Source organism: Brevibacillus fortis (assembly GCF_003013395.1).
Classification (GTDB): Bacteria; Bacillota; Bacilli; order Brevibacillales; family Brevibacillaceae; genus Brevibacillus; species Brevibacillus fortis.
Window position 1 is genome coordinate 119,043 of sequence record NZ_PXZM01000045.1, and the last position, 21,317, is coordinate 140,359.

Below are 21,317 nucleotides of genomic sequence, written 5' to 3' on the forward strand. Positions count from 1 at the left end.
CGACTAAACTTCTGATATAGGCCAGAAGTCATTGCTCTATTTCCTAATCATTCAGTCATAGGAGTCCTTATTATGAAAAAAATAGTAGGTATTGCCTTGATGGTCGCATTACTAGGCTTCAACGCCTATTTGTGGCCGACATTGATTCACGCGGTAAAAACAGATGGACGAACGGATACAAAAACAGCATCTGTCTCGCAAAAAGCAGGCACTGCAATGCCCGCCATGGATTTGGCTAATCAAGGTCTGCGCGCCGCTAACGTTTCCGCCTATCCGGTTGAAAAGCCAGTAGCAACGTCAGCACCGGCAACAACAGGGTCAACGCCAAAGCAGAATGAAGGAACGCCAAAAACAAAAGCGGTAGCAGCTGCTAAATCAAGCAAGCCGAAGAAGAACACGCAAAAGACGAAAACCGCAACAAAACCAGTCAAGAAACAGACTACACGTCCTCCGGTAAATAACGTGCCAACGTATCCGGCCTGGGATGCTAACGGCATCTATGTCGTAGACGATGGAGGACCAGGCAGCAGTTGGGTGAGGTTGTCAGATGGTTCTTTGATGCGTAAGAGCGACGGGACACGGACGTTTAACATGCCCTATGATAAGAATCCATTCACCGGAGAGATTAAGCCGACAGTGGAGCCGATGTCAGAAGCGGCGTATAAAATGTGGAAAGGTGATCAGGCCCAGCAGCCCAGCCCGTCACCTTTTGGACAATAATCGATCAGGAAAAGATGCTCCAAGAAAAGGAGTATTTTTTTTCGATATGTAGTCAAATTTGAATATAATAATGTATAGTACTTTGATATGACCAGTCAGGAGGGTGAAGCAATGATTGCAAGAGAAAGTAAAGTGAATATGGTGGTGGCGGGGCTTCTGCTTGGTCTCCTGATGGCTTCCATGGACAATACCATTGTTGCGACGGCGATGGCTACGATTGTCGGTGAGATGGGCGGCATGGATAAGTTTGTTTGGGTGACATCAGCGTACATGGTCGCTACGATGGCGGGGATGCCGATCTTTGGTAAACTCTCCGATATGTATGGGCGAAAACGGTTTTACATATTTGGTCTCATTGTATTTTTGTTAGGCTCCATTTTATGCGGGACGGCAAACAGCATTGTGGAGTTGAGCATTTATCGAGCGATTCAAGGGATTGGCGGCGGAGCGTTGATGCCGATTGCCTTCACGATTATTTTTGATGTATTCCCGCCGGAGAAGCGCGGCAAGATGACGGGACTTTTCGGAGCTGTATTTGGTACGTCTAGCGTATTTGGACCTTTGCTAGGTGCGTATATTACCGAATATGTCAGCTGGCATTGGATCTTTTACATCAATGTACCGATTGGTGTGGTGTCCCTCTGGTTGATCTCGATGTATTACAAAGAGTCGCTGGAATACCGCAAGCAGAGCATTGACTGGTGGGGAGCGATTACGCTTGTCGGTGCAGTTGTGAGTCTGATGTTTGCACTGGAGCTGGGCGGCAATCAATACGCGTGGGATTCGATGCAGATTATTGGATTGTTCTCTTCCTTTTTCTTGTTGTTTGTGATTTTTCTATTTGTCGAGAAGCGGGCATCTGATCCGATTATATCGTTCTCCATGTTCAAGAAGCGGTTATTTGCCACGACAAATGCGGTTGCGCTGTTGTATGGGGCTGCTTTCATTATCGCTACGGTATACCTGCCGATTTTTATCCAAGGCGTATATGGCGGATCGGCGACGAATGCCGGATTACTGTTGACACCGATGATGCTCGGTTCGGTTGCTGGCAGCCAACTGGGCGGATTTCTGACGACGAAGACGAGCTTCCGCAATATTATGCTTTTGTCCGCAGTCTTTTTCATACCCGGTATTTTTCTTTTAAGTACGCTGACGCCTGATATTCCTCGTTCCATCGTTACGCTTTACATGGTGATTGCAGGGTTTGGCGTGGGCTTTTCTTTCTCCACCTTGGGGATTTCAGCGATTCATGGCTTTGATATGCGTCAAAGAGGATCGGCTAGTTCGACGAACTCTTTTTCCCGTTCATTGGGGATGACGTTGGGAATTACCGTGTTTGGGATCTTGCAGCGCAACTCGTTTGAAAACGGCATGTTCTCTGCCTTCGGGGGGCAAGGGATGACGAATGCCATTACGGACCCGCGAGCGATTTTGACACCAGAAGCGCGCGAATCCATTCCGGCTCCTGTTTTGGATCAAATGATCGATATTCTCGCTTCTTCGATTGCGAATACGTTTATGTGGGCGCTTGTTCCTGCTGTTCTTGCTCTCGTGTGCATTTTGCTGATGGGAAATGATCGGGCGCTGGCGAAATCGCCTTCCGTACCGAAACCGAAATTGGAACGCGGGTAGAGGAGAATCGTCATGAGTCTAAAATTGCTTGTTCTGGGATTGCTGATGGAAGGGGAGAAGCATCCCTACGAGGTTCAGCAGCAGGTGAAGGCCAGGGGAATGGATTGTTACATGAAATACGCCAAAGGCTCACTCTACTATGCCTTCGACCAACTGGAAAAGAGCGGGATGATTGAGGTCAAAGAAGTCATTCGTGAGACTAGCCGCCCAGATAAGACGATGTATGGGATCACGCCAAAAGGCGAAGAGCATTTCCAACAGCTTCTCTTGGAAGAACTGCAAAAACCGACGCAGCTGACCAATCCGATCTACGCGGCTCTTACTTTTGCTTCGTACGGTGATCCACAGAAAATGGATGAGGCCTTGGAAGTGAACATCCAGGAGGTAAGACGGTTAACTGGATTATTGGAATCGATTCAGGAGCAAAAAAGAGAGAGACTTAGCTGGGGGGCACGAACCATTCTGATCGGTGCCATTGAGCATTTGCACGCAGAGATGCGCTGGATGGAACGCATCCGAGAAGAGGCGTGGGGCCGTTGATTTTGAATTTATTATGAACATTGGACTATTTTCATCATTATGATAGTTTTTCGTTTATAATAGTGGTAATTTCAATAGCAAGGATGGTACCCGCACATGATGAACTCTGCCCTCGGACGCTTCCGTCTCATCGGCCTAATCGAAGGGATCTCGTATTTGGTACTTCTCGGGATTGCTATGCCGCTCAAGTATTTTTGGGATTATCCAGCCGCAGTAAAAATTGCTGGCTCGCTTCATGGATTGTTTTTTGTCCTGTATATTTTGGCATTGGCACATGTTACAATGACGAATAAGTGGTCCTTCATGAAAGTGATCGGGGCATTTATCGCTTCATTACTGCCATTCGGCAACTTTGTTCTGGATGCACGTCTGAAAAAAGAGCAGTAAGAATACATTTACACATGAGGTAAGGCAATTGAAGGCGGGTCATTGTACCCGTCTTTCGTACATATTCATAAGAGAAAAAATGGAGGGGACTGTGTGGAGACCAGAATTTTAGCAGGAATTCTTTTGTGGGACGAAAAGAGGCAATATGTTCTCGAAACCGTGATGGAGGACCGTTACAAGCTGGTTCTGCCGCAGATTATCACACTTGCAATCACAGAAGAAAAGGTAGCGACGGATGAATTGAACGAACAATATGTCGGTCAAAATGTCATTGCGAGATGTTTTGTTTGATTTGAACAGATAATTCGGAAAAAGGTGTGGCCAAGCGAGGATTGATGGAGGAGTTCGCGCGGAAATTGTACGAGCAAAACCAAACTTTACCGCTGTTATAAAAATACCTTCAATTATATGATTATCACGATTACAAAATCATCATGATACCCGGTCTGGGTGGGGGTAGGAGAGCAATGGGCTTGGCGTTTGTTTTGATCATCATCGGGATCAACATTTTGTACGTTTCGTTTTTTACGCTGCGACTACTGATGGTGATCAAGGGCTATCGGGTGTTGGCATCCCTGTTAGCGATGGTGGAAGTATTCGTGTATTTGAAAGGGTTGGAGATTGTTCTGGACAACCTGGACAATCCGATCAATCTCGCAGCCTACTGTATCGGTTGGGGAATGGGTGTATTCATCGGCAGCAAGATCGAGGAGTATTTGGCCTTGGGCTATGTCACGCTGCAAGTCGTAGTGGATTCCGTCGACTTGGAGGTTCCTGTGAAGCTGCGCGAACACGGCTTTGGAGTTACTTCCTGGGTAGCAGAGGGACGTGACGGACATCGTCTCATGATGCAAGTGTTGACGAAACGTAGCAACGAGAAAAAACTGTGGAACCTCATTCATGAGATTGCACCAAAAGCATTCGTGATCTCCTTTGAGCCGAAGCATTTGAAGGGCGGCTTCTGGGTGAACCGCCTGCGGGGATAATCCCTTGTGACGATAACCAAAAAAAGCAGCCAGTCCTCTTTTGCGGATACAAAGCAAGAGAGGGCTGGCTTTTCGTATTGTTACTGCTGGCTTGCTTTTGCGGCTTGGAGCAGCATTTCTTTAGAAACCGTTGGCGAATCGGTAGCTACACGATACATAATCGTTTGCTCTGCATCATGATCCATCCAAGACAGCTCTTGATACTGACCGGATTTGCTAAACAAGAACTGGTCGTTTTTCGTGTAATGCGCTTTTTTTCCATGGACGGTTACTGCGTCGTATTTCGTTGTTTCTGGCGTGCTCAATTGTACGTCTAGCTGATCATTCGTGAATCTCTCTATCGTGACAAAGATGCGTTCTTTTTGCTCGTTCTCATAGAGGCTCGTATACGCTTCGATAGGGGAAGTTGCTTGTGGGACTACTTTCCAGACGACATTTTTTCCTGTTTCTTTGCTTTCTTCCTGAAGCTCATGCAGCCACTGTTGTCCTTCTTGACCCAGCAGGACACCGTAGGGGGTACCCTGTTTGCCCTCAAGGAATGAAAAGCTGTCAGGAAGCTGGCGTGGCAGGGCATGAGAGAGAGAAGCTTCTTCACTGAGGACAGCAGTCCATGCTTTCCAATCTTTCACGACATCCGGCTTTTTTATGCCGATTATGGGGTTTTGTTGAAAGAGAGGGTGCTTCTCTTTTTCCAACGCTGCGAAATAGACGAGGGCGGTCTCGCCTGTTGCCAGTTTGTTCTCTACGTTTGCCATTTCCAGCCGTATTTCTTTAGGAGTGATTTGCGTCAATGTAAAATCCTTATGGGCTTGAACCTCCATACGGACAGAGCCTTCATCCACCTTGTACAACAAACTGTGTGTCGCATAACCAAAACCGGTGAGCAGGGCGAATGCTGCTGCAACATGTACCAGCTTTGGACGAAAGCGCAGCCCATGGTGCAAACGCCCCTTGCCAGCCCACTCCTTTTTAGCTGCTCTCTCGATTTTGCTGTCCAGTGAAGGACTAATGGGGAGTTTCCCTGCTGCCCATTCATACTCATCTCTCAGCTTTTTTTCAATGAACATGATAAGTTGCCTCCTTACTATTGATGCGATGCTCAAAATGCTCTCTCAACTTTTTCATCGCCAAGTGATGTCTCGATTTCACCGTTCCGAGCGGGATTTGGAGAATCGCGACAATTTCCTCCAAGGAACAGTTTTGGTAGTAACGCAGTACGACGATTTCCTTGAGCTTGAAGGATAATTTCTCTACGGCGGGAATGACCTCCAGCTCATCACTGATTGCCCCCAGCTTATCCTCCATCCCTGCGACAGGTGCTTCGTATCCTTTTTCCTTTACCCGCTCCAGCAGGCGGAATCTCCGCCAAATGCTTCGATTCCAGTTGCGAACCTGCCGCACAATCAATCCGTTGAACCATGGGATAAAGGGCTGCTCCACATCGTACCTGTCGATGCTTCGAATCAACTCCACGTACACTTCACTCATTATGTCGTCTACATCCTGTTTGTGCGGCGCCAGAAAATAGATCAGGTTGTAGGCGTAAGTACGAGTTGCTCGATAGACTTCTTGAAAAGCTTCTTCCTCTCCTCGGCGCATCCGGATGAGCCAAGGCTTTACGTTTTCCTCTTTCATTGGCCGGCCTCCATTCAGGTCTTACATGATATATTGGCTCCCATTTGCCTGGTAGGTTCACTTCGTTTTTTATTGCTTGTTATTAGAAAATTGTAAACAGAAAAACTTTTCTTTGTCTTTTTCAGTAGTTTTGAGTAGTTCGACATTAGTATACAAAATAAGACATAGAGCAAGGGGGATTTAAGGTTGATCAGTTTTCATCAAGTAAATAAACATTACGGAAGCTTTCATGTCCTCAAAAACATCAACCTGCATATCAACCAGGGAGAAGTCGTCGTGGTCATTGGCCCGTCAGGATCGGGTAAAAGCACGATGGTTCGTTGCATCAATAGATTGGAAACGGTTACAAACGGAGAGCTGGTGGTAGACGGGGTAAAAGTGAACGACAAAAACACCGATATCAACAAGCTGCGTCGGGACATCGGCATGGTGTTCCAGCACTTCAATCTATACCCGCACAAGACCGTACTGCAAAACATTACGTTGGCACCAACCAAGGTGCTAGGCGTATCGCAGAAGGAAGCCGAAGAAACGGCTCTCTACTATTTGGAAAAGGTAGGGATTCCGGAAAAGGCGGAAATGTTCCCAACACAACTGTCTGGCGGTCAACAGCAACGCGTAGCGATTGCACGCGGACTGGCTATGCGACCAAAAATCATGTTGTTTGACGAACCGACCTCTGCACTTGACCCCGAGACGATCGGTGAAGTGCTCGACGTCATGAAGAAGCTGGCGAAGGAAGGCATGACGATGGTGGTCGTGACGCACGAAATGGGCTTTGCCCGCGAAGTAGCAGATCGCATCGTGTTTATGGATCAGGGCACGATTCTTGAGGATTCTACGCCAGAGGAGTTTTTCGCAAGTCCGCGTGAAGAGCGCGCGCGTTTGTTCTTGAGTCGGATTTTGAATCACTAATAAAAATAAAACAGTAGAGAAAAGGGGTATTCAGATGAAAGCAAACAAGCTTTGGAAGAAAGTAGCAGGTATGGGTCTCGTACTGATGCTGAGCGCAACTGCGTTGGCAGGCTGTGGCGGGGGTAGTAAAGCAGAAGGCGGCGCACAAGGCACATCAGGTGCACAAGGTGCGGGAACATTGGCAAAAATCAAAGAAAGAGACAAGTTCGTAGTCGGAGTGAAGTACGACCTGAACCTGTTCGGCTTGAAAGACCCGGCAACCGGAAATGTAGAAGGCTTCGATATCGATATTGCAAAAGCAATCGCGAAGAAAGTACTCGGGGACGAAAACAAAATCGAGCTGAAGGAAGTTACCTCCAAAACGCGTATCCCGATGCTGAAAAACGGAGAAATCGACGCGATCATCGCAACGATGACCATTACGGAAGATCGCAAAAAAGAAGTAGACTTCTCTGACGTGTACTTCCTGGCAGGTCAATCTTTCTTGGTCAAAAAGGACAGCTCCATCAACAGTCTGAAAGACATGCAAAAAGGCATGAAAATCGTGACCGCGAAAGGTTCTACTTCTGCGAAAAATATTAGAGCGAGCGCTCCTGATTTAGAAGTACTTGAATTCGAAAACTACGCGGAAGCCTTCACAGCACTCAAAGCTGGTCAAGGTGACGCGCTGACAACTGATAACGCTCTCCTGTACGGCATGGCGAAACAAGATCCGAACTACCGTGTAACAGAAGAGACCTTCACGGAAGAGCCATACGGCATCGCAATCAGCAAAGGTGACGCTGAATTCGTGAAAACCGTGAACGATCTGCTGAAAGAAATGAAAGAAAATGGCGAATACGACAAGATTTATGAAAAATGGATCGGAACAAAACCTACTAAATAATGCGGTTCGACTCCATGAAGAATGAGCGGTTTACTCTGCCGCTCATTCCCTTATATTCCTACACACAAGGGGGATCGCAAAAGAGATGCTCGATTTTTCTATCTTGTTTGATCACATGGATATGTATCTCGAAGGCTTTTGGAACACCTTGCAGGCGAGCCTGCTTGCTCTCGTCGGGAGCTTTGTACTGGGGACACTCTTTGCGATCTTTCGGATTTCTCCGATTGGACCACTCAAGTGGATCGCGACGGCTTACGTCGAGTTTGTCCGTAATATCCCGCTGATTCTCGTCGTCTTCCTCTTTTTTGTGGGTCTGCCGGCAATTGGTATCGTGCTGGAGCCTTTCATTGCAGGGACGCTCGGCTTGACAGTGTATACGGCAGCATTTATCGCGGAGACAATTCGCGCAGGCATTCTGGCGATTCCTAAAGGACAGACAGAAGCCGCGCGTTCGTCGGGATTGACGTACGGACAAACGATGCGTTATATCATTTTGCCGCAGGCGATCAAGGTCGTGATCCCGCCGATGGGCAACCAGTTTATCAATCTCGTAAAAAACTCTTCGATATTAGGTGTGATTGCAGGTCTTGACCTGATGTATTTTGGAGACCTGATTTCCGCCGATACGTTTGTTACCTTTGATGTGTACATTTTTGTAGCTGTTTTCTATCTGATACTGACCCTTCCGTTGAGCGCGTTCGTCAGCTATTTGGAGCGACGCTTGGCTGGAAGCCGATAAGAAGGAGGGGACATCATGGACTTTTTTGGAGCTTATACGCCCAGTCATTTGACCTTCCTGCTCGAAGGCTTTTGGGTCACCTTGCAGGTCGCTTTCTTGTCAATTGTCCTCAGCTTTTCCGTTGCGATTGTCGTGGGGGTTTTGCGTTACGCAAAGATTCCCGGAGTCTCACACGTTCTCGGGACAATCGTAGAGTTGGTTCGCAATTTGCCGCTCTTGTTGATTATTTTCTTTACGTATTTTGCTCTCCCGGAAGTGGGGATCAAACTGGACAAGTTTTGGGCCGCTGTTCTGGCGTTGGTTATTTTCGAAGCAGCGATGCTATCGGAAATCGTGCGAAGCGGTTTAAATTCGGTCGAAAAAGGGCAGATTGAAGCTGCACGTTCTTCTGGTCTGAATTATGTCCAGACTCTGTGGAATGTTGTCCTTCCACAGGCTCTCAGAAGAATGGTTCCGCCGATTGTGAGCCAATTCATTTCGCTCTTGAAGGATACGTCGCTTGCCGTCGTGATCGCTTTGCCAGAGCTGATGAACCATGCACAAATCATCAACGGACGCAATGTCAACTACGTCATCCCGACCTTCCTGATGGTGGCGGTGATGTACTTTATCGTCAACTACGCGTTGTCAGTCGTCTCCAAGCGATTGGAAAACAAGCACGCTTAATCGTTCTATCTTTGCAGATCTCCGATTCTTAGTAAAATAAGAATAGGAGATCTTTTTCCGTAAGAAAGGAGCAGCTATGCGAGAACGCCTTTTGATCCTGTTTATTATCATGCTGGCAACTGCTTTTTTTGGAGAGATGAAGGTAAATCCCGTAGGAGGGTCTTTTCGTTTTTCCTTAGGCATCGCTGCTTTCTTTTTCGGGTTGCTGTGGTTTTCGTCCGTACCTGTATTGTTAACGGGATTTTTTACTGGGACGTTTATCTTCGTATTTCGCGTCGGAATGGATGTCTTTTTTGCGTACCGGCCCTATATGGAGAGTGTGGCTGTGCATCTTCCCTCAGCCTTTTACTATTTCAGCTTTACCGTCCTGTTTTATTTGCTCCGTGCGCGCAGCTATCGAGAATTCCCATTGTGGCTAGGGTTGATAGGCGCATCCATTGATTTCGTCTCCAATGTGGTAGAGATCCAAGTGCGACAGTATTTCACTGATTTTTCGCCGATCACCTGGCAAAGCTTTTTGATGCTCCTCTTCTTTGGAGTTCTGCGCAGCTTTTTTGCTGTCGGTTTGTACAACAGTTTTTCGATCAGGCAGTTGCGGGCAGTGGGAGAGGTGCGGCAGCAAGAGCTGGAGCGTCTGCGGATGATTAATACGGAGCTGTATGAAGAAGCATTTTACTTGCGCAAATCGATGACGCATCTGGAGGAAATCACACGAGAGAGCTACCAGCTCTACAGGCGTCTGCTCACCTCGGATCATGAGGAATCCCCGACGGCCTTGGCGATTGCTGAGAATGTGCATGAGGTGAAAAAAGATTCGCAGCGGATGCTGGCGGGCATTTCCAAGCTGATTAATCAGGAGGGGCTAGCTCCACAGCTGCCGATCAAGGAGCTATGTGAGTTGGTTGCTCGTGCGAATCAAAAATACGCGGAGATGTTGGGAAAAGATATACAAATCGACTGGAGCTGTAACATCAACCTGTCGACCAGCCAAATTTATGCGCTGCTCTCCGTGCTAAACAACCTGGTAGCCAATGCGGTAGAGGCGATTCCGACTTCGGGACGGATTGAGTTGAATGTGACGCTGATTCATCGTCATCTGGTGTTCAGCGTACTTGACAGTGGGCCGGGAATCCCGCTAGAAGAGCAGGAATGGGTGTTCCAGCCTGGATATACGACCAAATACGACGAACAGGGAAATTCATCTACGGGAATTGGACTGACGCATGCTCGCGGGATTGTTCAAAGCCTGCAAGGCAGTTTGCGAATTTTACCTGATCAGAAGGAAATGACGCACTTAGAAGTACAAATTCCGACCGATCAATTGCTTGGAGGGGAGGGAGTGTAGCAATGATACGTTTCTTTTTAATTGAAGACGATGCTGTGGTGCGTCGTATGCTCGAACGGATTATTCAAGACAGCGGGCTGGGAGAAATCGTAGGGCAAGCCAGCGACGGTAGTCATGTTTCAATTGATCAACTATATGGGGTCGATGTCATTTTGATCGACTTGTTAATGCCGGGGCTCGATGGCATCCAAACGATCAAAAAGTTACAGGCAGATGGTTTTGCAGGCCGCTTCATCATGGTGTCACAGGTGGAAAACAAGGAAATGATCGGAGAGGCTTATTTGCAGGGGATTGATACTTTTATTCAAAAACCGATCAACCGTCTGGAAGTCATGGCTGTGCTGAAGCGAGTATCGGATTACTTGTCGCTGGAAGCGTCTCTGCAAACTATCCGCAAATCGCTGCAAATCTTGGATGTTAAGGCAAAAGAACCGCATACCAGCGGCTTGAAAAGCCAGTCGTCCGATCAGGACAACCTGGCACAAAAAGCGAGAAAACTGCTGTTGCAGCTAGGGATCGCGAGTGAAGCGGGTGCTCCCGATTTGCTATTGATCATGGAATGGCTCGTACAGGATGAGCGCCAGGGAGACAAGCTGCACGAATTGCAGCTCAAAGAGCTGTATACACAAATTTTGCTGAAGGTGCATGCCAGTCTGGATGAGCATGGGATTACCAAAGAGGTGCGTGCCATGGAACAACGGATTCGCCGGATGGTCCTGCAAGCCTTTACGCATCTATCTTCATTGGGGTTGACCGACTATGCCAATCCTACCTTTGAACACTTTGCACCACGATTGTTTGACTTTCAAGAAATTCGCCAACGGATGCAAGAGCTGGAGGCGGGAGAAAAAACGACGAAGTGCCGGATTAGCGTGAAAAAGTTTTTATCTGTCTTTTATATGGAAGCAAGGGCGCTATAAATAGCAAAAACGCGGGAGCTGATCAAAATGATCAAATCTCCCGCGTTTTTCTTATTCATGCCTTTGCCTGATTAACCAGCTCAGAGAAGGCCCCGTACAAACCAATTGCCCCATACTGCTGCTGGTATTCTTCTATCGACCCATCCCGTACGATTTTCCCGTTCATCAGAAAAATCGCCCGATCCGCCACCGCATCTGCCACCTGTAGCTGATGCGTTGTAAAGAGGACGGATTGCCCCGCGAGCTTTACTTCCCGTACGAGATCTACGAAAGCATCCATCCAATACGGATCGAGTCCATTGGTCGGTTCATCGAGGACGACGAGTGCAGGCTTTGCCAATATCGCTTGAGCAAACAAGAGGCGCTGCTGCATGCCTTTGGAGAACTGCGACACCCGTTTATTTCTCACTTCATGTAATCCCACCATTTTCAGCAGTCGATCCGCCTCTTCTGCGGTGCGATTGCGCAGGGAAGCGTAAAATTCGAGCGTTTCTTTCGCGGTAAGTCCGGCAGAAAATGTAAAGTGATCCGGCATATAACCGATTTCTTGCAGATACTCTACGCGATTATCGTTCCAGTTTAACCCGTTTAGCTGAATGATTCCCGAAGAAGGCGGGAGAATACCGACCAGCATCCGCAGGATCGTACTTTTTCCTGCACCGTTACCGCCGCATAACGCGACGACCTGACCGGGTGCAATGTCCATACTGAATGGGTGGACGATTGTTTTGCCATTGATTTCCTTGGTGACCTGATCGATGGTGAGTCCTAACATATTCATCGCATTACCTTCTTTCCCATACCCGAATGGCTATGAACAGGGTCGCACTGATCCAGAGCAGACTGAGTGCGACGAAGATGAGATCACCAAGCGGGGAGTCGGCCCAGTACACCCATTTGTAGTATTCAGGTCCAAAGATCGAGCCTCCGCCTAATCTGGCAACGGAAAAGATTCGTACAAACTCCGCTGGGTTGAGAAACGTTGCGAGCTGAAGCAGAGGCTTGATCCATGTATAAGGGACGAAGCTGAGCACAGAGATGAGCAGAGTAGGCCATGCCAGAATATAGAAGAACCAGATACTGACACCCATCGTCAAAGCCTGCCAACGGTTTTTACTGATGGCGCCAATCAGCATGGCGATGCCTAAAAATAACAGAATGAGACAGATGGAAAAGGCGAGCAAAAACAAAAGTGTCGAAAATGCAAAGCTTTTTCCTAACAGCATGCCAGCTACACCAGACAGCCCATACCCGAAGCTGACAATCGCGATTAACACGAGTGCTTGTCCCAAGTATTTCCCCAACAAGAACGAGGAGGTTGTCATGGCGTAGGTAGAGAGGAGCTGCCAGCTTCCCTCTTCCTTTTCCGCCGTCAAGGAAAAAGAGGAGAGAAGCATCGTCATTAGTGGCAGCAAATACAAAATCAGATTCAGCATGGTACCTGTCGTGTACGTATAACCCTTCATGTAGGACTGTGATTGGATGATCAAGAGTCCCAAACTAAACAGGGAGAACAGAGCCATAAACGAGTAGGACCATGGATTGCGGAAGCCTACCTTCACTTCTCGTTTGGCAATCAGGTTGATGTGCAAAGACTCCACTTCCTCTGTTAGTTGTGTGTGGTTGGGGTAGTACTGCTGCTTCCGTGATCGGCAGGTTTGCTTTCATGACCGCCATTATGTTGCCCCTCAGAAGAGTGACCATCTTTGTTCATGTGCTTGCTCATGCCGTTTTCCCAGCTATGATTTTTCAACTCTTCCGCACTCATGACAACGCCTTTCTTTTGTTCCGCAATGAGTTTGTCTGCACCAGATTTCTCTTTGAAGGAATAGATGCCATACGTCATTGGAGTTTTGAAGTCTTTGTCGTAAGCGTAAGTAGCTTGCTCTGCTTTTGTCCATTCTGCTGTGTAGTAATCGCGGACAAATTGTACAGCCACGCTATCGGTTCCATTCTCTTTCGTCCAGTTGTGCATGCAGCCAAGATCATCGAACTTCAGTGCTTTTCCATCTTTTAAGACGATTTCAGTAGCATTGTGATCGTTAGGGACATGCATTTTGCAAAGGTCGCATTTGTCTACGCCTTCTGCGATATCTACTGGTTTCGGCTCTTCGCTTCCGCAGCCGACCATAAGCAGGCTGATTCCGATAATTGCTCCGATTGTTGTGCACCATTTTTTCATTTTGTTCATGATTTTTTCACTCCTATATAAATGATAGAACAGCTTCCGATTAACAAGATAAGTCCAAGAATGCCAGCACCCCAACCGCTCGTTTCCCCGGATTCAACCAGCACAGTGTCCGACGGCATCATCAAAGGAGTTGCGTCCTTGATTGCTGAGCCGGCCCCATTTGTAAACAAGCCTTCCAGAAACACGAATCCTGGGGCTTGGAAAAACAGCTGGTAGGCAGGAACTGCATCGGTCAAACCCAGATAAAAAGGATTCATTTCGTACGGCAAATCACTGCGGGAATCCCCGTTCACATCGAGTCCTTGCAAGTTGTCCCAGTAGTTTTTGTTAAGGTTATTGTTCTTACTATCCTGGGCTTGCGCTTGGATGACGTTGGAGACAAATTGGTTATCGGTTAATACGTTGTCAGAAGACGCTAAAAACTGCATGCCGATAAAGTTGAGACTGAGTAAATTGTTTTTGACCGTAATTCCAGATGATTGCTCTAAATACAGTCCAACGCGGTTCCCCTCAATCGTGTTGTTCGCAACCAGCGTATCCTGTACGGTAATGAGAAGAATTCCTTGCGAACCAGGATTTTTTTGCTGCTTCAAAAATTGATTCCCGGTAACCGTTAGCTTGCGCGACTCCATGAGCTGGGAGCCCGTCACGTTTTCCATTCCAATGTTGTTGATGACCGTCGTATCAGAGGTGCCCATGAAGTGGTAGCCGTAACGCGATTTCGTCACGAGATTTTGTTCCAGATGGTTTCGATCGCTATTTTCGACGTAAAATCCATCCTCGACATTCGTCACCTGATTTTTAATGAAACGGTTATGATGCGATTCACGCACGTCAATTCCGTTTCCTCGTTTCGCTTTTTCCGTCTGCTTTGGCTTTACTTCAGGCTGTGCTCCGTGATTATGTCCAGTACTGGTCGTTGGACTGCCATCACCTTTGATTTTTCCGATGACTTGAACGTTGTGCAGCGTGTTGTAGTCTGCTTGCCGTAATTGAATACCGATCCCTTTCGTTTCAACGATGACGTTTTCCAGAAAGTTTTGATCGCCACGGATGACAAGAGCGGCTACGTCACTGTTGATTCGCTTGTCCACGATATGGATTCCTTGCACGCTCACATTGTCGCTTTCAATCGTGAGCGTTGCCTCCTCCTCGGTCGGGTTGATGATCTTCACTGGATCATCGGCTACCAATTGAATCGGCTTGGTAATGCGGATAGGACCTTTGTACAAACCATACGGGATGGTAACGGTATCGTTAGGGCGTGCTTGATCAATCATCGCCTGCAAGGAGTCAGAATCTGCAGACGTCGCCTTGGCTGTGATAGGCAGCTGTAGAGCAACGATACAAATGACGGAGACGAAAAGTAGCGGGAGAGATAATTTTCGATTGTTCCATCGTAAAGACAGGGTGCATCCTCCCCTATTCCACTAGAGAGCTCTCTTGGTTATTGCCGTAATCGGCTGCTAGCTACATTTAGGATAACAGCCTCTTTTCATTTTCGTATGACTCAACCGGGCTATAAAACGTGTCAAAAAACGCAACGATTTTAAAAAAATGGAAGGGTGCGCGCGGCTTACACCTGAGGTGGCATTGTGCAATCAAAGCGGTCATACTAAATGGGAGAGAAGGAAGAGACGAAAAGGAGAGACGATACATGGATGCAAACATAGAGAAAGCATTGCGCACGACGCTGGAATATTGGGATCGGATGAAAAAGAGCCACGAGGACGACGCGGAGGATGATGCGAATCAGTTTGAGGCTTCCTTTTACCGCATGATGGAGCAAATCCGCGAGTGGTACGGTCAGCTGGAGACGAAGCCGGATACGCTAGAGGATGCACTGCTTCTTCCGGACATGGCAGAGGTTGCAGAGCAGTTGCCTGTAGAGATAATCTTGAATTTTGAAACAGAGCTGGAATTGATCGTAGATGGGCAAATACGGGAGGATGATGAAAAATACGATTAAAAACAGAGAACTTGTTGCATCCTATCCTTGACATGATTTACTAGAATATTGTGTTTGGGGAGGGTAAGAACAAGTGGTACCTACTCTGTTATGCGTCATTATCTTCATTCTTCTAGTGCCACCCATTGTATTTTTCGGTTACATGTATGCCCTGTCTAAACAGCCGAAGCACTCCATTATTCGGTCCCATCCGTTTTTGGGGTGGATGCGCTATTTGCTGGAAAAGCTCGGGCCTGAGTTTCGTCAGTATTGGTTTGACGATGATACAGACGGTAGGCCGTTCTCTAGAGCTGACTTTGTGGGCCTCATGTATGCGTCCAAATACCGGACGGACCTGATCTCGTTCGGAGGTAAGCGTGATTATGAGAAGCCCGGCTTCTATTTGTCCAATGCCATGTTTCCGAAGCTGACGAGTGAGCTACGCATTGATAATGAAAAAGTCGTCCCCGGCAGAAAATATGAGATTACCCATGAAGGTCTGTTCACGAGAAGGGAAAAATTTATCGAGGAACAAGAGGTAAAGCCGTGGTTGCTGCATGACGAGGATGTTATCGTCGTGGGAGAAAATCGGAGGCAGCCTTGGCGGTTGAAAGGGATGTTTGGTGCTTCAGCTACCTCCTTTGGAGCAGTGGGAGAGAACTATATCATGTCCACAGGCTATGGGGCACGTATGGCTGGCGGCTCTTGGATCAATACAGGAGAGGGTGGCGTTGCTGAAGTTCATCTCTCGACAGGCTCGGATATCATTTCGCAAATCGGGCCAGGGATGTTTGGCTTCCGTGATGACAAGGGTAAGTTTTCGATCGAAGAATTCAAGAACAAGGCGAGTCTTTCTAACATCAAGGCGTTCGAGCTCAAGTTTCATCAAGGGGCCAAAATTCGCGGAGGTCATCTCGAGGGCTCCAAGGTCACGGAAAAAGTCGCGGCAGCACGGCTCGTACCTGTAGGACAAACGGTCAACTCACCGAACCGCTTCGAGTTTCTCACCAATCCTGAGGAAGCCTTGCGATTCATCGGCAGTTTGCAGGAGGCGGGGGGCAAGCCTGTCGGTGTGAAAATCGTCGTCGGCGATCCAAAGCGATTAGAGCCGTTTTTTGAGAAGATGGTGGAGCTGTCGATTTATCCGGATTTCATCACGGTAGATGGTTCAGAGGGCGGGTCGGGTGCGATGTTTAAGGCAATGGCAGATGGCATGGGCTTGCCGCTTTTCGCCGCGCTCATCATTCTCGATGATACCATGAGGAAATTCGGCGTACGGGACCGCATCAGGATTTTTGCTTCTGGCAAGCTCGTTACTCCTGACAAAGTAGCAATCGCCATGGCATTGGGAGCGGATTGCGTCAACTCCGCGCGTGGCTTCATGATTGCAACTGGCTGCATCATGGCGATGCAATGCCATACGGGTAAATGTCCCACAGGGGTCACTACGACGGATTCCAAATACCAGGAGGCGTTGGTTCCGGCAGAAAAGCAGTGGCGTGTGATGAACTATATTTTGCAGTTGAGGGAAGGCTTGTTCTCGCTGGCGGCAGCATGTGGCTTGGAGAGTCCGACTGAGCTTAGGAGAGAGCATGTCGTGTTTACCAACGAAAGCGGGGAGACCATGCGTGTTGTTGACTTGTTTCCGTACCCGGTCGTGTCTAGATAAGTATTTACAAAGAAAACAAATAATGGTATGGTAAATCAATCAGGCTATAGTACACCTTCCTTCTAACCCAATCCGATATTAGGGGTACTGCTTTCCTGATTTTTTTATGCCTATTATTAAAATGAAAAGGCCGTATGATCCTGTGCAAGCGATCATGCGGCCTTTGTTTATGTCTATCGATTAGGAAATCGTGTTTTGCCCAGGCTTCCAGTCCATTGGGCACATTCCGCCTGATTGCAGTGCTTCGATTACACGGAGTGTCTCATCTACGCTTCTGCCAACCTTGGAGTTGGAGATAACCGCGTATTGCAGGATGCCTTCTGGATCGATGATGAAGCTGCCGCGCAGAGGAGCTTTGGTTGCTTCGTCTAGCACGCCGTATGCAATGGTCGCTTCTTTGCTGTAATCCGAAGCGAGTGGGAACGAGAGTGGACCGATGCCTTCACTCGATCTCATCCATGCTTTGTGAGTATGAATGCTGTCGCCGCTAATGCCAAGCACCTCGACATTTAAATCCGAGAACTCCTTGATCCGGCGGTTGAGGCTGAGGATTTCTGTCGGGCATACTTTCGAAAAGTCAAATGGGTAAAAGAACAAAAGAAGCCATTTTCCACGATAGTCTACCAAGCTCTTTGGCAGGGGAAATCCGTTGTCAAAGGTTACGGTGTCCATCGTAAAATCAGGTGCAGGAAGTCCAATGCGTGCTGTCATAGATCGATCTCCTCGTTTCTGATCCCGTATGTCTGGTACTGGTAACAAAGTATCACGAATGATAAGGAGAATCAATTAGTTCCGAATATCGTAACTCTTTACACGATCCTTGTTCAGGAGTAAGCACAAGACCGGGATGAAGGCGATGAGGAAACAAGCGGCGGCGAGAATCGGAAATACCGACAACTCCAGTAAAGCGTGACCAAGATAGGTTTGCCAGCCGATGGCTACTAATCCGAGCAAATAGGCGATGCCTGTTATATGGATGAAGCGGGCATGGCTTTTTCTTGCAGAAATCCATGCGACAAAGGGAACAGCCTGCAGAGCGTGAAAACCTAGACCGTGAAGCCAGATAATATTACCTTGCAGTCCGACCACGCGACCATCGTTGAAAGAAATCCAAATACCTGCTACAAAGGAGAGCATAACTGCGATCATTGCATAACGAATGCTCACTACCAGCTTCGGGCTCAGGGAATAAGATTTCCTGCGAAAGTATTGGACCGCTAAAAATACATAAAAAAGGACAAGAAGTAGTGCGACAAACGTAAAAATAAAACTTACTGTTTCGTCAAAGGGTGTACCATTTTCGACGAACCTCGGGTCCACGCCACGAAAATTTTGTACCGTTTCTGCAGCGTAAGAATAGAGTGCAAGCGCAATGTACGACCAGCGAAAGAACGCCTTGCTTCTCGTTCCCAAAGCAGATAACGGAATGATTGCAGCTGTAGACAGAAGAAATATGCCGAGCGCAGCATTAAAAGAAAACGCTTTCGATACATCGCCATTTGGAGCTACCGGTCCCCCGTATAGCATGACCCAGATTGCACATACGCCCGCAAGCAAAAAGCCGAGCAGTCCGGTGAGCACTAACCATTTTTCCCCCTGAAAAAACTTGGTGGACTGATATCCGCCAACAACAGCTTGATTTTTCATAATAGTGTCCCTCCCTGTAAAGTTTTGGTACTCTGATCATCACTTTACAGGGATAGTAAGCACGTCATAACGGGCAGCAGATTGAAATTGAATTAGGTCTGGAGACGGATTGGTAAGTGATTCAAGAGAGGGAGCTTTACGGTTTGGGAGGATTGAAGTAAACTGTATAAAAATGACAAAAAGGAATAAAAAATCAGGCTATTGTACACCTTCCTTCTGAGCTACAGGTTTGGTTCACCACTAGGGGTACTGCTTTCCTGATTTTTTTCGTGATGCCGATGAAAAATCAAATCTACCTTCGCCGGAAAAATAAAATAATCGTACATCAGGGGCAGCATGAACTGCCTTTCTCTTATTTAGCTGCGGCTTTGCGCAATATTGAGAGCCTGGGCTATACCTTTTCACTGGAATTGCTGGAACGAATCAGGACGCTGTCAGAGGGAGAGTTTTTCGCGCTCTATTCGGACGTGGTAGCTGTGCTCAAAGTAAAGATCGGGGCATCCAGACAGTACAAGCCGATGTATCCGAATTTTCCTAAGCAAGTCATGGAGGCTAGCGAGGGTGAGCTGTTTGTAAATGCGATCATTCATTATTTGACGTTGGACCTTCCTGTGCATGAAGTGAAAAAACGTTTGCCTTTGCTGAGAGAATCTCGCTTGAAGTTGATCCATCTGGGCACAGATGAAGAGCTGTTACAGATAGGCATGAACTTTTTGCGCTCCAATAGCTCGCTCTCTACTACTGACAGGGAAGACTTAGAGGGCTTGATTCAGACATATGAAGGAATCGCAGAAGCTCTGCCAGCGGAGATTCCCCAGAAGGAAAACGTGGCGATCGCGGCGAGTCTGCTGCTCAAGTATGACAAGCTTCCTGCTACTTTTTTTGCCCAATATTGCAAGACCGCAACAGATGTTTTGCGTCTGGCAGTGGCATTGTCTGACGGGGATGTGAGCTTGGCCACGCCTGCAAAATTCCGCAAGTTCAAACGCGGGGAAAGAAGACTGCTCCTCCGCCTGCTGGAAGCTAGCTCGAATATCGTAGAAGACATGAATCGTTACAAAAACAGATGGATTCGTCTCGGGGAAATCTTGCATCCGTTTGAATATAAGGAGAGCTATCCGAAAGCGGCAGAAGCATTTGATATTTTGCGCAACAATCATAAGGTCGAGACATTCAATAGCCAAGTAGAGCAGGCGCTGGTCCGTGCAGATGTGAATACAGCGATCAAGCTGCTGGAACAGCGTCCAGGGGAATTTGCCCGTCGCCTGGATCATTTGTTGCGTTTGACAGAGCAGGGAGGTACAGTGCTTTCTGCCTTCGAAAAAATTGCGCACGGTGTATCGACTCCTGTTCTTTTGCAAGTCTTGAATCACTTCGATAAACGGGATAACTACGGAGAATGGCGGACCTTTTTTCCGAAAGGGCAAGTGGCGAAAGTACAGGCAATCGAAAACAGGGTGCCAGGGCTTCCAGAGGACATCAGAAAGAACGCAGCAGATATTTGTCGGACCTCCCTGTTGAACCGTTTTGCCCAATTGCCGGCACTTGGCAAGGTCTATATTGATCCGCAGCTGCATGAGCACCTCGTTCCGTTTTCAATGCGCTCTGCAAGTAAAGCACTGCGCACGATTGCACGCGGTTCCCGGCTATCGATCCCGGATGGAGGGACCATTCGCTTTTTCCTATGGTGGAGGGAAGGGATCGTCAACGATGTCCCTACAGGCAGAGTCGATATCGATTTGTCTGCCGTACTCTATAACGAAGACTGGAAATACATGGAGCATATTTCCTATACCAATCTGCGTTCCGACAAGTATCAAGCGTGCCATAGCGGGGATATTGTTGAGGCTCCCAAAGGCGCGTGTGAATTCATCGATCTCGATATCGACTCTATCCTCCGTTATGGTGGTCGATATGTCGTCATGAATCTGTATTCGTTTACGAGTCAGCCTTATTGCGATTTGCCTGAATGCTTCGCGGGCTGGATGATTCGTTCGGCGCCGCAGACAGGGGAAATTTTCGAGCCGCAGACGGTACAGGACAAGATTGACCTCGCCGCAAACACGCGGATTTGTATCCCGGTCATTCTCGATCTGGTGGAGAGAAAAGTGATTTGGACGGATATCGCCCTGAATTCCGATCCGCGTTTTGCCAATAATGTGGAGTCCAATGCCGGAGGGGTGGAGCTGATGGGAAGAGCGCTCACCTCGTTGGTGAAGCCTACATTGCATGAGTTGTTCATGCTTCATGCACAGGCGAGAGGGGCGCTGACTGATCAAGCTGAAGAGGCAGATATCGTATTTTCCTTGGAAGAAGGAATTACGCCGTTTGATACAGAGATCATTATGGCGGATTTTATGCAGTGATCGGATCGTAACGAATAAGTAAGACCGTCAGGCAGTGAACTGTTACCCAAGAAATAGACAGTATTTGAAATAAGCCTGTTGAAAATTTAAGCAGCGATGAGATGACTCCTGAATTCATCAGG

Annotated in this window: 23 protein-coding genes; 15 read left to right on the top strand and 8 right to left on the bottom strand. The window is 47.7% G+C overall.

Annotated elements, in window-relative coordinates; translation table 11 throughout:
- The first annotated feature begins 72 nt into the window (after positions 1–72).
- From C7R93_RS25540 to C7R93_RS25565, 6 genes are all read left to right on the top strand, one after another.
- Positions 73–720 carry a hypothetical protein gene (locus C7R93_RS25540; RefSeq protein WP_106841418.1) on the top strand — a complete coding sequence of 216 codons (648 nt, stop codon included), beginning with the start codon at positions 73–75 and terminating at the stop codon, positions 718–720.
- Positions 721–831: 111 nt separating this feature from the next.
- Positions 832–2,355: an MDR family MFS transporter gene (locus C7R93_RS25545; protein ID WP_106841419.1), complete on the top strand. Its 1,524-nt coding sequence runs from the start codon at positions 832–834 to the stop codon at positions 2,353–2,355.
- 12 nt (positions 2,356–2,367) lie between these two features.
- Positions 2,368–2,895 (top strand): PadR family transcriptional regulator, encoded by a 528-nt coding sequence (locus tag C7R93_RS25550; protein ID WP_106841420.1) that lies wholly within the window; start codon positions 2,368–2,370, stop codon positions 2,893–2,895.
- 96 nt (positions 2,896–2,991) lie between these two features.
- The gene (locus C7R93_RS25555) at positions 2,992–3,282 is read left to right on the top strand and encodes a DUF3817 domain-containing protein (RefSeq protein ID WP_106841421.1); all 291 of its coding nucleotides are present in this window, start codon (positions 2,992–2,994) and stop codon (positions 3,280–3,282) included.
- A gap of 93 nt (positions 3,283–3,375) precedes the next feature.
- Positions 3,376–3,573 (top strand): hypothetical protein, encoded by a 198-nt coding sequence (locus C7R93_RS25560; RefSeq protein WP_106841422.1) that lies wholly within the window; start codon positions 3,376–3,378, stop codon positions 3,571–3,573.
- A gap of 176 nt (positions 3,574–3,749) precedes the next feature.
- Positions 3,750–4,268 (top strand): DUF2179 domain-containing protein, encoded by a 519-nt coding sequence (locus C7R93_RS25565; RefSeq protein ID WP_007715966.1) that lies wholly within the window; start codon positions 3,750–3,752, stop codon positions 4,266–4,268.
- 80 nt (positions 4,269–4,348) lie between these two features.
- Here C7R93_RS25565 and C7R93_RS25570 read toward each other — a convergent pair whose 3' ends face one another.
- Together C7R93_RS25570 and C7R93_RS25575 are read right to left on the bottom strand one after the other, a co-directional pair.
- A complete protein-coding gene (locus C7R93_RS25570) occupies positions 4,349–5,335 on the bottom strand; it encodes a hypothetical protein (protein WP_106841423.1) in 987 nt (328 codons plus the stop codon).
- A complete protein-coding gene (locus C7R93_RS25575; protein WP_106841424.1) occupies positions 5,325–5,903 on the bottom strand; it encodes a sigma-70 family RNA polymerase sigma factor in 579 nt (192 codons plus the stop codon). Before C7R93_RS25575 ends, C7R93_RS25570 begins: the two co-directional genes overlap by 11 nt.
- 186 nt (positions 5,904–6,089) lie before the next feature.
- Here C7R93_RS25575 and C7R93_RS25580 point away from each other — a divergent pair, with 186 nt between their 5' ends.
- From C7R93_RS25580 to C7R93_RS25605, 6 genes are all read left to right on the top strand, one after another.
- On the top strand, positions 6,090–6,818 hold the full coding sequence (locus C7R93_RS25580; protein ID WP_106841425.1) for an amino acid ABC transporter ATP-binding protein: 729 nt from the start codon (positions 6,090–6,092) through the stop codon (positions 6,816–6,818).
- Between the two features lie 34 nt (positions 6,819–6,852).
- Positions 6,853–7,704 carry a transporter substrate-binding domain-containing protein gene (locus C7R93_RS25585; RefSeq protein ID WP_106841426.1) on the top strand — a complete coding sequence of 284 codons (852 nt, stop codon included), beginning with the start codon at positions 6,853–6,855 and terminating at the stop codon, positions 7,702–7,704.
- Between the two features lie 85 nt (positions 7,705–7,789).
- Positions 7,790–8,443 carry an amino acid ABC transporter permease gene (locus tag C7R93_RS25590; RefSeq protein WP_106841427.1) on the top strand — a complete coding sequence of 218 codons (654 nt, stop codon included), beginning with the start codon at positions 7,790–7,792 and terminating at the stop codon, positions 8,441–8,443.
- Between the two features lie 15 nt (positions 8,444–8,458).
- A complete protein-coding gene (locus C7R93_RS25595) occupies positions 8,459–9,109 on the top strand; it encodes an amino acid ABC transporter permease (protein WP_106841428.1) in 651 nt (216 codons plus the stop codon).
- A 76-nt stretch (positions 9,110–9,185) separates the two neighbouring features.
- A complete protein-coding gene (locus C7R93_RS25600) occupies positions 9,186–10,454 on the top strand; it encodes a sensor histidine kinase (protein ID WP_106841429.1) in 1,269 nt (422 codons plus the stop codon).
- 2 nt (positions 10,455–10,456) lie between these two features.
- On the top strand, positions 10,457–11,374 hold the full coding sequence (locus C7R93_RS25605) for a response regulator (protein WP_106841430.1): 918 nt from the start codon (positions 10,457–10,459) through the stop codon (positions 11,372–11,374).
- Positions 11,375–11,429: 55 nt separating this feature from the next.
- On the opposite strand, the gene C7R93_RS25610 is transcribed toward C7R93_RS25605, so the two are convergent.
- Genes C7R93_RS25610 through C7R93_RS25625 form a run of 4 tightly spaced genes read right to left on the bottom strand, consistent with a single transcriptional unit; the run spans position 11,430 to position 14,854 of the window.
- Positions 11,430–12,155, bottom strand: a complete 726-nt coding sequence (locus tag C7R93_RS25610; RefSeq protein ID WP_106841431.1) for an ABC transporter ATP-binding protein — start codon at positions 12,153–12,155, stop codon at positions 11,430–11,432.
- A 4-nt stretch (positions 12,156–12,159) separates the two neighbouring features.
- Entirely contained in the window at positions 12,160–12,966 is an 807-nt protein-coding gene (locus tag C7R93_RS25615; protein ID WP_106841432.1) for an ABC transporter permease, read from the bottom strand.
- A gap of 17 nt (positions 12,967–12,983) precedes the next feature.
- Positions 12,984–13,565 (bottom strand): nitrous oxide reductase accessory protein NosL, encoded by a 582-nt coding sequence (locus C7R93_RS25620; protein ID WP_106841433.1) that lies wholly within the window; start codon positions 13,563–13,565, stop codon positions 12,984–12,986.
- On the bottom strand, positions 13,562–14,854 hold the full coding sequence (locus C7R93_RS25625; RefSeq protein WP_106841434.1) for a right-handed parallel beta-helix repeat-containing protein: 1,293 nt from the start codon (positions 14,852–14,854) through the stop codon (positions 13,562–13,564). The genes C7R93_RS25620 and C7R93_RS25625 overlap by 4 nt, the downstream gene beginning before the upstream one ends.
- 368 nt (positions 14,855–15,222) lie before the next feature.
- On the opposite strand from C7R93_RS25625, the gene C7R93_RS25630 reads away from it, so the two are divergent.
- On the top strand, positions 15,223–15,534 hold the full coding sequence (locus C7R93_RS25630) for a hypothetical protein (RefSeq protein WP_106841435.1): 312 nt from the start codon (positions 15,223–15,225) through the stop codon (positions 15,532–15,534).
- A gap of 73 nt (positions 15,535–15,607) precedes the next feature.
- Positions 15,608–17,182 carry an FMN-binding glutamate synthase family protein gene (locus C7R93_RS25635; protein ID WP_106841436.1) on the top strand — a complete coding sequence of 525 codons (1,575 nt, stop codon included), beginning with the start codon at positions 15,608–15,610 and terminating at the stop codon, positions 17,180–17,182.
- Positions 17,183–17,362: 180 nt separating this feature from the next.
- Here the strand turns inward: C7R93_RS25635 and C7R93_RS25640 are convergent, their stop codons facing one another.
- Entirely contained in the window at positions 17,363–17,893 is a 531-nt protein-coding gene (locus C7R93_RS25640) for a peroxiredoxin (RefSeq protein WP_106841437.1), read from the bottom strand.
- Positions 17,894–17,968: 75 nt separating this feature from the next.
- The gene (locus C7R93_RS25645) at positions 17,969–18,829 is read right to left on the bottom strand and encodes a hypothetical protein (protein WP_106841438.1); all 861 of its coding nucleotides are present in this window, start codon (positions 18,827–18,829) and stop codon (positions 17,969–17,971) included.
- Positions 18,830–19,107: 278 nt separating this feature from the next.
- Here C7R93_RS25645 and C7R93_RS25650 point away from each other — a divergent pair, with 278 nt between their 5' ends.
- Positions 19,108–21,195 (top strand): TerD family protein, encoded by a 2,088-nt coding sequence (locus tag C7R93_RS25650; protein ID WP_106841446.1) that lies wholly within the window; start codon positions 19,108–19,110, stop codon positions 21,193–21,195.
- Positions 21,196–21,317: the final 122 nt, after the last annotated feature.

Excerpts from the sequence above, each read along its gene's own strand:
- C7R93_RS25540 (WP_106841418.1), top strand. The coding sequence starts at position 73 with ATGAAAAAAATAGTAGGTATTGCCTTGATGGTCGCATTACTAGGCTTC.
- C7R93_RS25545 (WP_106841419.1), top strand. The coding sequence starts at position 832 with ATGATTGCAAGAGAAAGTAAAGTGAATATGGTGGTGGCGGGGCTTCTG.
- C7R93_RS25550 (WP_106841420.1), top strand. The coding sequence starts at position 2,368 with ATGAGTCTAAAATTGCTTGTTCTGGGATTGCTGATGGAAGGGGAGAAG.
- C7R93_RS25555 (WP_106841421.1), top strand. The coding sequence starts at position 2,992 with ATGATGAACTCTGCCCTCGGACGCTTCCGTCTCATCGGCCTAATCGAA.
- C7R93_RS25565 (WP_007715966.1), top strand. The coding sequence starts at position 3,750 with ATGGGCTTGGCGTTTGTTTTGATCATCATCGGGATCAACATTTTGTAC.
- C7R93_RS25570 (WP_106841423.1), bottom strand. The coding sequence starts at position 5,335 with ATGTTCATTGAAAAAAAGCTGAGAGATGAGTATGAATGGGCAGCAGGG.
- C7R93_RS25575 (WP_106841424.1), bottom strand. The coding sequence starts at position 5,903 with ATGAAAGAGGAAAACGTAAAGCCTTGGCTCATCCGGATGCGCCGAGGA.
- C7R93_RS25585 (WP_106841426.1), top strand. The coding sequence starts at position 6,853 with ATGAAAGCAAACAAGCTTTGGAAGAAAGTAGCAGGTATGGGTCTCGTA.
- C7R93_RS25590 (WP_106841427.1), top strand. The coding sequence starts at position 7,790 with ATGCTCGATTTTTCTATCTTGTTTGATCACATGGATATGTATCTCGAA.
- C7R93_RS25595 (WP_106841428.1), top strand. The coding sequence starts at position 8,459 with ATGGACTTTTTTGGAGCTTATACGCCCAGTCATTTGACCTTCCTGCTC.
- C7R93_RS25600 (WP_106841429.1), top strand. The coding sequence starts at position 9,186 with ATGCGAGAACGCCTTTTGATCCTGTTTATTATCATGCTGGCAACTGCT.
- C7R93_RS25605 (WP_106841430.1), top strand. The coding sequence starts at position 10,457 with ATGATACGTTTCTTTTTAATTGAAGACGATGCTGTGGTGCGTCGTATG.
- C7R93_RS25610 (WP_106841431.1), bottom strand. The coding sequence starts at position 12,155 with ATGAATATGTTAGGACTCACCATCGATCAGGTCACCAAGGAAATCAAT.
- C7R93_RS25620 (WP_106841433.1), bottom strand. The coding sequence starts at position 13,565 with ATGAACAAAATGAAAAAATGGTGCACAACAATCGGAGCAATTATCGGA.
- C7R93_RS25630 (WP_106841435.1), top strand. The coding sequence starts at position 15,223 with ATGGATGCAAACATAGAGAAAGCATTGCGCACGACGCTGGAATATTGG.
- C7R93_RS25640 (WP_106841437.1), bottom strand. The coding sequence starts at position 17,893 with ATGACAGCACGCATTGGACTTCCTGCACCTGATTTTACGATGGACACC.
- C7R93_RS25645 (WP_106841438.1), bottom strand. The coding sequence starts at position 18,829 with ATGAAAAATCAAGCTGTTGTTGGCGGATATCAGTCCACCAAGTTTTTT.
- C7R93_RS25650 (WP_106841446.1), top strand. The coding sequence starts at position 19,108 with ATGAAAAATCAAATCTACCTTCGCCGGAAAAATAAAATAATCGTACAT.